The organism is Segatella copri, from assembly GCF_009494835.1.
Lineage (GTDB): Bacteria > Bacteroidota > Bacteroidia > Bacteroidales > Bacteroidaceae > Prevotella > Prevotella copri_F.
The window spans coordinates 1-14,152 of record NZ_VZBE01000080.1 but is presented as its reverse complement, the minus strand read 5'-3'; the positions used below and the strand labels follow the sequence as shown (position 1 = coordinate 14,152).

20 protein-coding genes are annotated in these 14,152 nt (G+C 47.6%); 18 read left to right on the top strand and 2 right to left on the bottom strand.

Annotated features, from left to right (window positions below):
* Positions 1-42 precede the first annotated feature (42 nt).
* Positions 43-171: a hypothetical protein gene (locus tag F7D47_RS15055; protein WP_256625080.1), complete on the bottom strand. Its 129-nt coding sequence runs from the start codon at positions 169-171 to the stop codon at positions 43-45.
* Positions 172-702: 531 nt separating this feature from the next.
* Between F7D47_RS15055 and F7D47_RS12005 the strand changes: the two genes are divergently transcribed.
* The 18 genes from F7D47_RS12005 to F7D47_RS11920 all read left to right on the top strand — a co-directional run bounded on the left by F7D47_RS12005 (position 703) and on the right by F7D47_RS11920 (position 13,981).
* The gene (locus F7D47_RS12005; RefSeq protein ID WP_118313532.1) at positions 703-1,464 is read left to right on the top strand and encodes a ParA family protein; all 762 of its coding nucleotides are present in this window, start codon (positions 703-705) and stop codon (positions 1,462-1,464) included.
* 5 nt (positions 1,465-1,469) lie between these two features.
* Positions 1,470-1,880: a DUF3408 domain-containing protein gene (locus F7D47_RS12000; protein ID WP_153086562.1), complete on the top strand. Its 411-nt coding sequence runs from the start codon at positions 1,470-1,472 to the stop codon at positions 1,878-1,880.
* A gap of 1 nt (position 1,881) precedes the next feature.
* The gene (locus F7D47_RS11995) at positions 1,882-2,583 is read left to right on the top strand and encodes a hypothetical protein (protein WP_153086561.1); all 702 of its coding nucleotides are present in this window, start codon (positions 1,882-1,884) and stop codon (positions 2,581-2,583) included.
* Positions 2,584-2,601: 18 nt separating this feature from the next.
* Complete coding sequence (locus F7D47_RS11990; RefSeq protein WP_153086560.1) at positions 2,602-2,781, top strand: hypothetical protein; 180 nt, start codon at positions 2,602-2,604, stop codon at positions 2,779-2,781.
* A 65-nt stretch (positions 2,782-2,846) separates the two neighbouring features.
* The gene (locus F7D47_RS11985; RefSeq protein ID WP_153086559.1) at positions 2,847-3,173 is read left to right on the top strand and encodes a DUF3408 domain-containing protein; all 327 of its coding nucleotides are present in this window, start codon (positions 2,847-2,849) and stop codon (positions 3,171-3,173) included.
* A 156-nt stretch (positions 3,174-3,329) separates the two neighbouring features.
* On the top strand, positions 3,330-3,635 hold the full coding sequence (locus F7D47_RS11980; RefSeq protein ID WP_068856396.1) for a DUF4134 domain-containing protein: 306 nt from the start codon (positions 3,330-3,332) through the stop codon (positions 3,633-3,635).
* A gap of 21 nt (positions 3,636-3,656) precedes the next feature.
* Positions 3,657-3,983: a DUF4133 domain-containing protein gene (locus F7D47_RS11975; RefSeq protein ID WP_153086558.1), complete on the top strand. Its 327-nt coding sequence runs from the start codon at positions 3,657-3,659 to the stop codon at positions 3,981-3,983.
* Positions 3,980-6,481: a TraG family conjugative transposon ATPase gene (locus F7D47_RS11970; protein ID WP_153086557.1), complete on the top strand. Its 2,502-nt coding sequence runs from the start codon at positions 3,980-3,982 to the stop codon at positions 6,479-6,481. Before F7D47_RS11975 ends, F7D47_RS11970 begins: the two co-directional genes overlap by 4 nt.
* 47 nt (positions 6,482-6,528) lie before the next feature.
* Entirely contained in the window at positions 6,529-7,140 is a 612-nt protein-coding gene (locus tag F7D47_RS11965; protein ID WP_370867672.1) for a DUF4141 domain-containing protein, read from the top strand.
* A 3-nt stretch (positions 7,141-7,143) separates the two neighbouring features.
* Positions 7,144-8,157, top strand: a complete 1,014-nt coding sequence (gene traJ, locus F7D47_RS11960; protein WP_153086556.1) for a conjugative transposon protein TraJ — start codon at positions 7,144-7,146, stop codon at positions 8,155-8,157.
* A 30-nt stretch (positions 8,158-8,187) separates the two neighbouring features.
* On the top strand, positions 8,188-8,811 hold the full coding sequence (gene traK, locus F7D47_RS11955) for a conjugative transposon protein TraK (protein ID WP_068856390.1): 624 nt from the start codon (positions 8,188-8,190) through the stop codon (positions 8,809-8,811).
* An 11-nt stretch (positions 8,812-8,822) separates the two neighbouring features.
* Positions 8,823-9,113: a TraL conjugative transposon family protein gene (locus F7D47_RS11950; protein WP_153086555.1), complete on the top strand. Its 291-nt coding sequence runs from the start codon at positions 8,823-8,825 to the stop codon at positions 9,111-9,113.
* Positions 9,094-10,437 carry a conjugative transposon protein TraM gene (gene traM / locus F7D47_RS11945; RefSeq protein ID WP_153086554.1) on the top strand — a complete coding sequence of 448 codons (1,344 nt, stop codon included), beginning with the start codon at positions 9,094-9,096 and terminating at the stop codon, positions 10,435-10,437. Before F7D47_RS11950 ends, traM begins: the two co-directional genes overlap by 20 nt.
* A 59-nt stretch (positions 10,438-10,496) precedes the next feature.
* Positions 10,497-11,525 (top strand): conjugative transposon protein TraN, encoded by a 1,029-nt coding sequence (gene traN, locus F7D47_RS11940; protein WP_153108153.1) that lies wholly within the window; start codon positions 10,497-10,499, stop codon positions 11,523-11,525.
* Positions 11,526-11,528: 3 nt separating this feature from the next.
* Positions 11,529-12,110 (top strand): conjugal transfer protein TraO, encoded by a 582-nt coding sequence (locus tag F7D47_RS11935; RefSeq protein ID WP_153086552.1) that lies wholly within the window; start codon positions 11,529-11,531, stop codon positions 12,108-12,110.
* Between the two features lie 12 nt (positions 12,111-12,122).
* On the top strand, positions 12,123-12,992 hold the full coding sequence (locus F7D47_RS11930; protein ID WP_153086551.1) for a toprim domain-containing protein: 870 nt from the start codon (positions 12,123-12,125) through the stop codon (positions 12,990-12,992).
* Positions 12,993-13,007: 15 nt separating this feature from the next.
* Positions 13,008-13,499 carry a DUF3872 domain-containing protein gene (locus tag F7D47_RS11925; RefSeq protein WP_437181612.1) on the top strand — a complete coding sequence of 164 codons (492 nt, stop codon included), beginning with the start codon at positions 13,008-13,010 and terminating at the stop codon, positions 13,497-13,499.
* Positions 13,496-13,981 carry a lysozyme gene (locus F7D47_RS11920; RefSeq protein ID WP_134844697.1) on the top strand — a complete coding sequence of 162 codons (486 nt, stop codon included), beginning with the start codon at positions 13,496-13,498 and terminating at the stop codon, positions 13,979-13,981. Before F7D47_RS11925 ends, F7D47_RS11920 begins: the two co-directional genes overlap by 4 nt.
* Here the strand turns inward: F7D47_RS11920 and F7D47_RS14990 are convergent.
* On the bottom strand, positions 13,971-14,152 hold a 182-nt coding region (locus F7D47_RS14990), incomplete at its 5' end, for a hypothetical protein (protein WP_228113343.1). The two genes, F7D47_RS11920 and F7D47_RS14990, sit on opposite strands and share 11 nt — an antisense overlap.

The following is a 14,152-nucleotide window of genomic DNA, read 5'->3' as shown; positions in this document are numbered from 1 at the left end:
CAAAACATACCTTGCTATGTCTTTGAGGACATAAAAATCCGCTTAGGGTGGATTGGAGTTAGCCTTTGTAAGAAGCTGTCCCCATCCCGAATGGAAGCTGTTCGGGAAATCCAGTCCTTTGCGGAACATCAAGCCTTGTTCTTCTCGGAACGATATGGATGCGCTATCCATCGCTTTGCCTTTCGGGTGCAAAATTACGGCTAAAATAGCACCCTTGGAACAGATGCACCCCAGACAACCACTGCAACTATCGGCAACATGCTGCCACAGGATTTGAAAACCATTGTTTTTCGGATTTTTCGTTGTTACTTTGCAGCGTGAATGACAGACATACGTGTCTTGAATGATGCAAAACAAGTGGCATATTTGTATGCTCCAATGCAATCATATAAAACGTATTACATGTAATATGATAAAACGTTTGACATGCAAAATGCTTGATATGTAAAATGTAATATAAGTATGCACAAATGTGGCATGACATACAGACTGGCTATAGAACAGTTATGAAGCATGACATATATAAAAGCCATATAGCAAGCATAAAAACAGTATAACTGATACGAAAGTTGCATAACATATAATATCACTTGCAAGCCTCATGGCTCATAGATTTGCACCATAGCATGTAGGATGTATCACAAATAAAAATGCAATACCGCATTATAACAAACAAGATGTATAACTCATAAAAAGACAAACATGAAGAAAGAACCAACATTCATCGCCTTCTCCACCCAAAAGGGAGGGGCAGGCAAGACAACACTAACTGTGTTGATGGCAAGTTTCCTTTATTATGTCAGAGGTTACGATGTCGTTGTGGTTGACTGCGATTTTCCACAGTTCAGCATCAAGGACATGAGAGAACGTGACATGCAGAGCATCGAGAGTAACGAGTATCTGTTGAGACAAGCCTATGAGCAGTTGAAAAGAACAGGAAAGTCTGCTTATCCAATCGTAGAGAGTCACCCAGGAAAGGCTATGGAGGCAATAAAGCCATTCTTGGAAATGGATACCCCACCGGACTTCATCTTTTTTGACCTCGCAGGAACCATTGACAACCTCGGTGTGATAAATACCATCGTCACTATGGATTATATATTCTGCCCGATTACGGCAGACAATGTGGTGCTGAAAAGTTCCATTATGTTCGCCAGTCAGTTGAACGATTCGTTCATCAGTATCGGAAAGACCAACATCAAGGAACTGTATATGCTATGGAACATGGTAGATGCACGAGAGAAGACCGATCTGTATGAGAAAGCAAGTCGTGTGATGGACGGAGCTGGACTGTCGGTGATGAACACATACATCCCAGACAGCAAGCGTTTCAGAAAGGAATGTGCCGAAGTCGGCAACAAGGCTGTCTTTCGTTCCACAATTCTTCCTCCCGACAAGCATCTGATAAAAGGTAGTAACATCGAGAAGTTGGCAGACGAGATTTTATCAATCATAAAGAAGTAATATGTATGGCAAAGAATCTAAAAGTAACCATCGACTCGGAAGAGTTCAGAAACTCATTCCGACCACACATGCCACCAAGCAGGGCATCAACGGAAGAACCTATACAGAAGGAGGCACTAAAGAGCGAGGTAAGTAAACAAAAAGAAGCAATGCCTTCCAAGGGTACTTCTTCTCTCATGGATGAATATCAAGAAAGGTATATTCGCAGGTCTGAGAATCCTGCCCGTTCTGGTAAGATGACATACATCCGAAAGGAGTATCATGAAACCATCATGCGCCTCGTGTCTGTCATTAACCGTGAGGACATGTCCTTGTCGGGCTATATAGACCATGTGCTGACGGAACATTTCCAAAAGTATGGGGAGGTTATCAAAGAAGTGTATAAGAAAAATAACAAGGATATAATCATGTGGTAATATGGAAATAATGTTATTGACAATTGTGCTCCTGTATTTTGTATGGAGTATAGCTGTATTGGTGTTTGATGCCGACATATGGCTTAGGAACAAGTTGAGAATAGAAAAGCCCAAGGTTGAGCCTAAGGAAAGTCCGCCTATTCCTGCTGATGATTTCATCGTCAGACACACTTATACAGTCTCATCGAAAAAAGCCCAAAAGGAACCTGTGCAAACTAAGCCGGAGGACGAGGGTGAAGCGATAAAGGAAAGTGAAGTGACATTTGAGGAAGACAAATCTTCAATGAAGTCCGCTCGCATCCCTGATGACAAGTTGGACGAAGTTTTCACGAATACACGCATTGAGGATGTTGGCGTGAAGTACGAGGAGTCGGAAGAAGAGCCAGTTGTTGAACAAGCAAGTGGCAATAGCTTTGAGGAGATAGACAAGGCTGTCGAAACTGCAAGCAAGCCGAATGTTACAAACGAAGAATGTTCTCATGCAGGCAAGGTGTTTTCGGAAATGGAAGGCAATGAGCTTTTCAACATGATAGCAGAGCGTTCCAAGATTATCAAACGCAGAATAGATGCGTTGATGGAATTGCATATGTCGAACATTTCCTCAGACAAGCCCATGTCTGGAAAAGCAACAAAAGTAATCAAGAAGAAAAAACTTGTTGTTCCTGAAGACTTCAAAGATTTCAATATCAGAGATTTTGTATAACAATAAAAAGTGAAAATTATGACAGACAAAAAAAGGAACAATGGTAAGAGACAAATTCCTTCGATGGATGCCAAGGAGTTTTATGAGATTTTCATGAGAAATCATGATGAGTGCAAGAAGAAAATCCATGATTTCGTTACCTCTTACCTAAAAGAGCATAAGATAGTACAGAAATCCAGCTCAAAGAAAGGAAAATAAGGCATCAGACAACATAGGGGAATCTAATATCCTCGAATTTGTATAACAATTTAAAAGTGAAAATAATGAAAAGAGCAAGAAAGAACAGAGAGACAAAGGAACACATCAGTGTTCAGTCCACAGTGAGTGTAACAGTGTCGGCAAGTACCAACAACAGAAACGGGTACATCGGCAAGTTCATGACGGATGCAGGCTTTACTGCAAGACTTGGCAGACAGGTAAGCATCAGCGAGGAAACTCATGAGCGAGTAATGAAGTTTGTCAGTGTCGTAGGCAAAGGACAGGTTTCCATGGCAAGTTTCATCGAGAACATCGTAAACGAACATTTTGCCATTCATGCAGCTGAAATCAAGGCTGCGTTTGAAGAAGGTATAAAGGCATATCGCCTCTAACAATAATAAAAGCACGCCAATGAAAAAGAAAGACTACGGCTAAAATCTCAGCTCGCCACTGAATCCACAAGTCGGCATCATGCCGCATGAGTAAACAAAAGTATCAACCGCCAGCCGGGACCATCCAATCCCCAAGGCACAGACAAAAAACGATTTATGAACAAGAAAAACAGAATCATTCTTCTCGCTGCGATGATTGTCGCAGCCGTATCACAGACATTCGCGCAAGGCAACGGACTTGCAGGTATCAACGAAGCAACAAGTATGGTGACCTCCTACTTCGACCCAGGAACGAAACTCATCTACGCCATCGGTGCCGTGGTGGGTCTCATCGGAGGCATCAAGGTGTATGGCAAGTTCTCATCTGGCGACCCCGACACGAGCAAGACTGCCGCAAGCTGGTTCGGAGCCTGCATCTTCCTCATCGTGAGCGCAACCATCCTCCGCTCATTCTTCCTGTAAATATAATAAGGTATAAGACTTATGGCTGACTACCCAATCAACAAGGGCATCGGTCATTCGGTTGAGTTCAAGGGACTGAAGGCACAGTACCTCTTCATCTTCGCAGGTGGACTGCTTGCCGTCTTCTTCCTTGTGGTCGTCCTCTATATGGCAGGTGCGGATCAATTGGTCTGCATCGGCTTGGGTCTCACGCTCGGATCATTGCTTGTATGGGGAACATTCCATCTGAACAACAAGTACGGTGAGCATGGACTGATGAAGCTCCTTGCCTCCAAGAGCCATCCACGCTATATCCTCAACCGAAAGAAAACAAACCGAATGTTCAAACATAAAAAGAAAGAAGAATGAGAAATATCAGAAAATCAAGCACCCTTGAGAGCAAGTTTCCGCTGCTTGCCGTGGAGCAAGACTGCATCATCTCCAAGGATGGCGACATCACGGTCGCCTACGAGGTGACGCTCCCCGAAATCTTCACGGTAACATCGCAGGAGTATGAGTCGGTACATGCCGCATGGTGCAAGGCTATCAAGGTGCTGCCCGACTACAGCATTGTACACAAGCAGGACTGGTTCGTGAAAGAGAACTACGAACCGGACTTGCAGAATAGCGACATGAGCTTTCTGTCAAGAAGCTATGAGCGACACTTCAATGAGCGTCCTTACCTGCATCACCAGTGTTACCTGTTCCTTACCAAGACCTCCAAGGAGCGCATGGCACACCAGAGCAATTTTTCCACCTTGTGCCGTGGGCATATCATTCCCAAGGAAATCAAGGACAAGGAAACGGTAGCAAGATTCCTTGATGCCGTGGAGCAGTTCGCAAGAATCATCAACGACTCCGGCTATATCTCCTTACGCAGACTGACGGATGAAGAAATCACAGGCACGGAACGAACAACGGGACTTGTAGGCAAGTACCTCTCGCTCTCCACGGAGAACGTGCAATGTCTGGAGGATATGGAATTGTCTGCAAGTGGTATGCGTATCGGAAACAAACACCTATGCCTTCATACCTTGTCGCAAACGGAAGATCTTCCTACGGAAGTATCTACGGACAACCGCTTTGAGCGATTGTCAACTGACCGAAGTGACTGCCGACTGTCCTTTGCCGCTCCAGTTGGCTTGCTGTTGTCCTGCAACCATATCTATAACCAGTATGTATTCATAGACAACAGTGACGAGACCTTGCAGAAGTTCGAGAAGACTGCCCGTAATATGCACTCGCTGTCAAGGTACAGCCGACAGAACGCCATCAACAAGGAATGGATTGACGAGTATCTGAACGAGGCTCACTCACAAGGCTTGCAGTCTGTCCGTGCCCATTTCAATGTCCTGGCATGGGGCGAGGACTTGGAAGAGTTGAAGCACCTGCGCAATGATGTGGGCAGTCAGTTGGCAAGCATGGAATGTGTGCCACGCCACAACACGGTGGACTGCCCGACACTCTTCTGGGCAGCGATACCCGGCAACGAGGGGGATTTCCCGTCAGAGGAGAGTTTCCATACCTTCATCGAACAGGCAACCTGCCTCTTCACGGAGGAAACCAACTATATGGATTCTCCCTCACCGTTCGGCATCAAGATGGCAGACCGCATCAGTGGCAAGCCGCTGCACATAGACATCTCTGACCTGCCGATGAGAAAAGGCGTGACAACCAACCGCAACAAGTTCGTGCTCGGTCCTTCGGGAAGCGGCAAGTCGTTCTTCATGAATCATCTCGTCAGACAGTATTATGAGCAAGGCACGCATGTGGTCTTGGTCGATACGGGAAACTCTTACCAGGGACTCTGCGAGATGATCAACAGAAAGACAGGCGGAAAGGACGGTATCTACTATACCTATACGGACGAGAGTCCCATCTCATTCAATCCGTTCTTCACCGAGGATAAGGTCTTTGACATCGAGAAGCGAGAGAGCATCAAGACATTGCTCCTAACGCTTTGGAAGAAGGACAACGAGCCTGCCACACGAGCGGAAGAGGTCGCATTGTCGAATGCCGTGTCACTCTACATCGGTAAACTGAAAGAGGAAAGCGACATCGTTCCATGCTTCAATACCTTCTATGAGTTTGTGGGAACGGAATACCGCAAGGTGCTGGAAGAAAAGAAAGTCCGTGAGAAAGATTTTGATATAGACGGATTCCTCAACGTGCTGGAACCTTACTACAAGGGTGGCGAATACGACTATCTGCTGAACTCAGACAAGGAACTTGACCTGCTGCACAAGCGGTTCATCGTTTTCGAGATAGATTCCATCAAGGACCATTCAATCCTGTTCCCAGTCACGACCATCATCATCATGGAGCTGTTCATCAACAAAATGCGCCGCCTGAAAGGCATCCGCAAGATGATAGTGATAGAAGAAGCATGGAAAGCGATAGCTTCGGCAAACATGGCTTCCTATATCAAGTATCTCTATAAGACGGTCAGAAAATTCTTCGGTGAGGCGGTTGTGGTGACACAGGAAGTTGAGGACATCATATCCTCCGCTATCGTGAAGGACAGTATCATCAACAACTCAGACTGCAAGATACTCCTTGACCAGAGGAAGTTCATGAACAAGTTCGAGCAGATACAGTCATTGCTCGGATTGACGGAAAAGGAGAAGTCGCAGATTCTCTCCATCAACCAGTCCAACGACCCGTCACGTATCTACAAGGAAGTATGGATAGGACTTGGCGGAACACAGTCGGCAGTATATGCCACAGAGGTGTCCACGCAGGAATATCTCGCCTATACGACTGAGGAAAGTGAGAAACTGGAGGTGAGGGCATTGGCGGAGAAACTCGGCGGTGACATGGAAGCCGCCATCCGGCAGCTTGCAGAGGACAAACAAGAGAACAAGTAAATTCATTATCCACTTAATCCAAAAGTAAAATGAGAACAAAAGTAATCATGACAATCTGCCTGTTCCTGCTGATGGTAGGAAAGGCAAGCGCACAGTGGTCTGTCATAGATCCTACCAACATTGCGCAGAGTATCATCAACTCGTCCAACAACATCGTCCACACATCTTCGACGGCTCAGAACATGATCAACAACTTCAAGGAGACCGTGAAGATTTACGAGCAGGGCAAGAAGTACTACGATGCGCTGAAGTCGGTGAACAACCTCGTCAAGGACGCACGCAAGGTGCAGCAGACCATCCTCATGGTGGGTGACATCACAGACATCTACATCAACAACTATCAGAAGATGATGCACGATGACAATTTTTCCGTGGAGGAACTCTCCGCCATCGGCTTCGGCTACACCAAACTGCTGGAGGAAAGCAACGATGTGCTGACAGAACTGAAGAACGTGGTGAACATCACGACCCTTTCCATGACGGACAAGGAGCGAATGGACGTGGTGGAACGCTGTTACTCGAAGATGAAGCGTTACCGCAATCTCGTGAGCTACTACACCAACAAGAACATTTCCGTGAGTTATCTGCGTGCCAAGAAGAAAAACGACCTTGACCGCATCATGGGACTCTACGGCAAGTCAAACGAGAAATACTGGTAGCCTATGGATTTCGAGAATCTTCACCAGATACTGCGTTCCCTGTATGACGAGATGATGCCGCTGTGTTCCGACATGACGGACATCGCCAAGGGACTTGCAGGACTTGGGGCGCTGTTCTATGTCGCCCTGAGGGTTTGGCAGTCACTGTCAAGAGCAGAGCCGATAGACGTATTTCCGCTGCTCCGTCCATTTGCCATCGGACTTGCCATCATGTTCTTCCCGACCATCGTGCTCGGAACGCTCAACAGCGTGATGAGTCCCATCGTGCAAGGTACACATTCCATGCTGGAGACACAGACCTTCGACATGAATGAATACCGGGCGCAGAAAGACAAACTGGAGTATGAGGCGATAAAACGCAATCCGGAAACTGCATACCTTGTAAGCAACGAGGAGTTTGACAAGCAGCTTGACGAACTCGGCTGGTCACCCGGCGACGTGGTGACAATGGCAGGAATGTATGTGGAGCGTGGCATGTACAGCATGAAAAAGAGCATCCGTGATTTCTTCCGTGAACTGCTGGAGCTGCTGTTCCAAGCCGCTGCACTGGTCATAGACGTGCTGAGGACATTCTTCCTCATTGTCCTGTCCATCCTCGGACCGCTTTGTTTCGCAATATCGGTATGGGACGGATTCCAGTCCACGCTGACGCAATGGTTCTGCAGGTACATACAGATTTATCTCTGGCTACCCGTTTCGGACTTGTTCAGTACCATACTTGCAAAGATACAGGTGCTGATGCTGCAAAACGACATCGAGGCATTGCAGAACGACCCGAACTTTTCCATTGAGGCAAGCAACGGTGTTTACATCGTTTTCCTCATTATCGGAATCATCGGTTACTTCACCATACCGACCGTTGCGGGATGGATCATACAGGCAGGTGGCGGCATCGGCAACTACAACCGGAATGTGAACACGGCAGGCTCACTAGGCGGAAGCATCGCAGGAGCAACGGCTGGAAATGTGGCAGGACGTGCCGGAAGGCTCATCAAGAGCGGATTTAAGAAAATATAGTCATTCATGAACAATACAACGAAAAGAAAAATGGAATTCAAGTCATTGAAGAATATCGAGACCTCGTTCAGGCAGATACGCCTGTTCTGCATCGTCCTCGTCATCGGTTGCGCTGTTGTTGCAATATGCTCGGTGGTGTTCGCATTCCGATTTGCGGAGAAGCAGCGCGAGAAGATATACGTCCTTGACGGAGGCAAGTCGCTGATGCTCGCCCTCTCGCAAGACCTCTCACAGAACAGACCTGCCGAGGCAAGGGAACACGTGAGACGCTTTCATGAGCTGTTCTTCACGCTATCACCGGAGAAGAGCGCTATCGAGCACAACGTGAAACGAGCCTTGCTGCTGGCTGACAAGAGCGCATACAACTATTACCAGGACTTTGCGGAGAAAGGTTTTTATAACCGACTTATTGCGGGAAACATCAACCAGTCGCTGCAAGTGGACAGCGTGGTCTGTAACTTTGATAACTACCCTTATCAAGCCAAGACCTACGCACGGCAGGTGATACTCCGAGAGAGCAATGTGACGGAGAGAAGTCTTGTCACCGTATGCAGGTTGGTGAACGCCACACGCTCCGATGATAACCCGAATGGTTTTACCATTGAAGGTTTCACCATTGTGGAGAACAGGGACATCAGTACAGTAGAACGATAAAAATAGCAAGAATGGAAAATCCGATTAAGACAATCCAAGAAAAGGTGAATGGTATGAAGGGAAGACTGCGTGACAGGCTGGATTCCCTTCCGACAAGGGTGAGACTGAAAGTCGTGCTCGTCATGTTCGGCTTGTTTGCCCTCTGTAGCCTTTACATGATAGGTTCAGCCATCATCAACTTCGGAAACGGCAAGACCTCAAATATAGAGGTTGAGCATATTGAGAGTGTAAAGTTGCCTACCGACAAGGGGCAGCAAGTGACCAACCAAAATGAATTGATACATGGAGAAAGAGAAGAATGACAAGGTGGAGCCGGATAAGGCTCCAAAGGAAAAGAAGCCTTTGACAGAGGAGCAGCGTATCAAGCGCAACAAGATGATTGCCATACCGTGCATGTTCCTCGTCTGCGGTCTGGTGCTATGGCTTATCTTCAAGCCGTCTGCATCAGAGGGTGAGAAAGGCAGCAAGGGATTCAACATGGAAATGCCCGATGCGGAGAAGACAGATGTGGAGGCGGACAAGCGCAAGGCATACTCCAAGGAGGATCTTGCCAATAAGCAAAAGGAAAAAAGCAGAGTAATGAACACTCTTGGTGAGTACATGCCAGGCATTGATTCGACTGCTACACGGCAAGAAAAGGACTTTGACCTGATGCAGTCTGGGCAGCAGCCAACAAAAGCGGAAAGACAGGAGGCGGATGCCATCCGCTCGTCTGCCGAGGCATACCAAACCTTGAACACGACCTTGGGCGGTTTCTATGAACAGCCACAGCAAGGGGGAAGCAGCGAAGATGCTGAGTTGAGGAAACGTCTTGACGAGCTGGAGGCAAGCATGATGCAGCAGGAAAACAAGCGTTCCAATATGGACGAGCAAGTCGCCCTTATGGAGAAGTCCTACCAACTTGCGGCAAAGTACATGCCTGGTGGAAATGCCAATGCGGCAAGTCCTTCATCAGCAGAAACTGCAACAGAGGAAAACAAGGAAGCTGTCACCAAGGGCAAGAAAGCCAAGGTTTCCCCTGTAAGGCAAGTGCAAAGGCGTGTAGTCTCGTCCTTGAACCGCCCCATGAGTAACGGGGAGTTTGTAGCCTCTTACTCGGAAAAGGCTTCGGCAAGGTTCAATACCGCCATCGGAAGAGGTGGTGTTTCCGACAAAAACACGATTTCTGCCTGCATCCACGGCAACCAGACCATAACGGACGGACAGGCAGTAAGGTTGAGACTGCTGGAAGCCATGCGTGTCGGCAATAGGGAGATACCACGAAATTCTGTCATTGTCGGAGTGGCACGATTGCAAGGCGAAAGGCTTTCCATAGCCTTGAAGTCCATTGAGCACAACGGCATGATTATCCCGATAGAGCTTGCCGTCTATGACAATGACGGTCAGGAGGGCATCTTCATCCCGAAGTCGATGGAGGTTGACGCAGCCAAGGAAGTCGGTGCCAACATGGGAAGCTCACTGAACAGCAGCATCAACATTTCCTCCAATGCCGGGGCACAACTTGCCTCCGACTTGGGAAAAGGTGTCATACAAGGCGTGTCGCAGTATATCTCCAAGAAGATGCGTACCGTCAAGATACACCTGAAGGCTGGCTACAGGGTCATGCTCTACCAAGAGGAAGATTAGCCGAAAGGCAACAACATTTATACCACTTAATCCAAAAGTTTAATTAAAAGCAAACTAAAATGAAGAAGACAACAATCATGTTCGCCCTTATGCTGGGCATAGCCTGCACTGCATCAGCGCAGAAGACAGGCAAGAAAAAAGCGCAGAAGTCTGTAAAGACTGAGCAAGTAAGCAATGTTTCTTCCGACCAGGAAGAGAAACTGACCTTGACCAAGGAGGTGTATCCGCAGAAGGAAGAGAACAGCAACCTCTATCACGGCTTGACCAAGAAGCTGACCTTCGACCGCATGATTCCACCTCATGGTTTGGAAGTGACTTATGACAAGACGGTTCATATTCTCTTTCCTGCCTCTGTCAAGTACGTTGACTTGGGTTCAGAGGATTTGATAGCTGGCAAGGCGGACGGTGCGGAGAATGTTATCCGTGTAAAAGCAGCCGTGAAGAATTTCAAGAAAGAGACCAATATGAGCGTCATCACGGAGGATGGCTCATTCTACACATTCAATGTGAAGTATGCCAAGGAACCGCTTATGCTCAATTTCGAGATGGCGGACTTCATCCATGACGGTGAGGCGGTGAACCGCCCGAACAATGCGCAGGAGATTTATCTCAAGGAGTTGGGCAAGGAAAGTCCCATGCTGGTACACCTCATCATGAAGTCCATCCACAAGGAGAACAAGCGCAAGGTGAAGCACATCGGCAGCAAGCGTTTCGGGATCCAGTATCTTTTGAAGGGCATCTATGTACACAGCGACTTGCTGTATTTCCACACAGAAATCAAGAACCAGAGCAACGTGCCGTTTGACGTGGACTATATCACATTCAAGGTTGTTGACAAGAAGGTGGCAAAAAGAACCGCCATTCAGGAGCAGGTGCTTCTTCCTGTCCGTGCCTACAACTATGTGGTGCGTGTGGCTGGCAAGAAAACGGAGCAGACGGTGTTCTGCTTGCCGAAATTTACCATTCCAGACGACAAGGAGCTTGTCGTGGAGATGAACGAGAAGGAAGGCGGTCGCCATCAGTCGTTTGTCGTGGAGAACAGCGACTTGGTGCGAGCTTTGACAATCAACGAACTTAGCGTGAAGTAACGGATGAAAAGAAGAAACATTGCAATCATGGCGATGCTTGCCCTCACCGCAGGGCAGGCATTCGCCCAAAGATGTCTTCCTCAGATGAAAGGCATTGAGGTGAAGGTCGGCATGGCTGACGGAGTGTATAACGGCAAGAAGTCCTGCAAGGCTGGCTATTACGCAGGACTTGGACTTTCGAGCTATACCAAAGGTGGGGACAAGTGGACGTATGGGGCGGAATACCTGCAAGTGAATCAACCTTACCGGAACACCTCTGTTCCTATAGTGCAAATGACGGGCGAGTTCGGTTATTCCTACAACTTCCTTTCCGACAACAGTAAGACGTTGCTGTTCTATGTCGGTGGTTCGGCATTGGCTGGCTATGAGTCTGTGAATTGGGGCAAGAGAACCATGTCTGACGGAGCGACCTTGCAGAACAATGGAGCGTTTATCTATGGTGGTGCCGTGGCATTGGAAACGGAAATATACCTGTCGGATACAATAGCTTTGACCGCTTCCGTTAAGGAAAGGCTTGTTTGGGGCAACAGCACTGGACATTTCCGCACGCAGTTTGGCATCGGCATGAAGTTCATCATCAACTAAAACAGTGAGCCTATGGACATCAATGAAATCAAACAAGTGCCTATCGTGGACTTTCTCTATGTTCTCGGCATTGAGCCTGTCAAGCACAAGGCTTCGGGACTTTGGTATCATGCGCCATACCGCAATGACCGCAATCCTTCTCTTCGGGTATCAACGGACAAGAATGTCTGGTATGATTATGGCGTCGCCAGAGGTGGTGACATCTTCAACCTCGCAGGGGAGTTCATCAACAGCAATGAGTTTGTGGCACAAGCCAAGTTCATATCTGAAACGCTTGGTGGCAGTTTCCCGACATCGTTTCCGCATTATCAAAGGATAGCGGAAAAGGCTGTGAAGGTGAAAGGCAATCCTTTTAGTGATATTGTGGAAAAGCCTTTGAGCCATCCTGCACTTCGGCAGTACTTGCGTGAGCGTGGCATATCGGCTGACGTGGCGAGCCGTTTCTGCTGTCAGATGGAATACCGATACAATGGCAAACAGTTCTTTGCTGTCGGTTTCAAGAACAACAGCGATGGCTACGAGATACGCAACCGCTTCTTCAAAGGTTGCGTGTCGCCAAAGGACATCACTCTCATTGGCAGGAACAGCAACGTCTGCCATCTGTACGAGGGTTTTATGGATTTCCTCTCTGCCGTAATTCTCGGCATAGGTCGTGGTGAGGATCATATTGTCCTCAATTCGGTGGCTAATATGCAAAAGGTGCATCATCTTTTGGATGGCTATGCACAAGTGTACTGTCACTTGGACAATGACGAAGCTGGCGAGAATGCCTGTGTCGAACTGCAAAAGCGATATGGCGATAAGGTCATTGACCATTCGCATCTATACACTGGCTACAAGGACTTGAACGAGTACCTGATGAGCCATAAGACAATAAAGTAACAATCATTCAAAAACATCAAGACAATGAAGAAGAACAATAAAATCAAGAAATCAGTGAGCGTGTTGGCATTCCTTTTCGTGTGTGCCTTGTCGGTAATCCTTTCATCGTGCAGCGATGAGCTGGACATTCAGCAGTCGTATCCTTTCAAGGTGGAGACGATGCCTGTACCAAAGGACATTGTGCGTGGACAGACCGTTGAAATCCGCTGCGAGTTGAAGGCGGAGGGCAAGTTTGACGGCACCATCTATACCATTCGCTATTTTCAGCATGATGGAAAAGGTTCGCTGAGAATGGAGAACGGAACGGTGTTCCAGCCTAACGACCGCTATCTGTTGGAGAACGAGAAGTTCCGTCTTTACTACACCTCGGCAAGTACGGAGACACAGACGCTGACCGTGGTTGTGGAGGACAATTTCGGCAAGTCATACGAAATGGAGTTCAGTTTCAACGACACAGACGACGAGGAAGAGTTTGCGAGAAGTGCCAACAAACTCGGTAGCGTATGAGGTTGATGATATTGTTAGCCTTGCTTCTTGTGTCGGGCAGCTTGTCTGCCCAGACGCAAGGGGCGATAAAGCGAGTTCGTCATGTGTCACGTTTTGAGTTGGCTGTCGCCTGCATCAAGAAGTACGAGGGTCTGCATGGACCGAAGCACCATCCTTATGTCGGATATGGGCACAAGCTGTTGCCTGGCGAGAAGTTTTCTCCAAGAATGACGGAACGGCAAGCCGATGCCTTGCTGCGCTCTGACCTCAGAAAGCTGTGCGCCATGTTCCGTGGCTTCGGTCGTGACTCGCTGCTCTTGGCTGCACTTGCCTACAATGTGGGGTGTGGAAAGGTGATGAAAAGCCGGATGTATGCAAAGATGCGAAGTGGCAACAGAAACATCTATCGTGATTATGTGGACTTCAAAAGGTGGAATGGAAAGATAGTGCCTTCCATCGAGCGAAGAAGAAAAATGGAGTATCTGCTCTTGTTTACTCCATAGAATAAGGTTTTATAAAATAGGACAGTCCTTTTGATTGGGGGCTGTCCTTTGTTCTTTGCAAGCATCGCAGATAAGGAAAAGACGGTTTCTTTGCCACTTTCTTTTCCGCTCCTCGGCTCATGATTCCTAAGACATCACCAAATTTTTGAGAGCTTTTTTGTGTTAAAATAA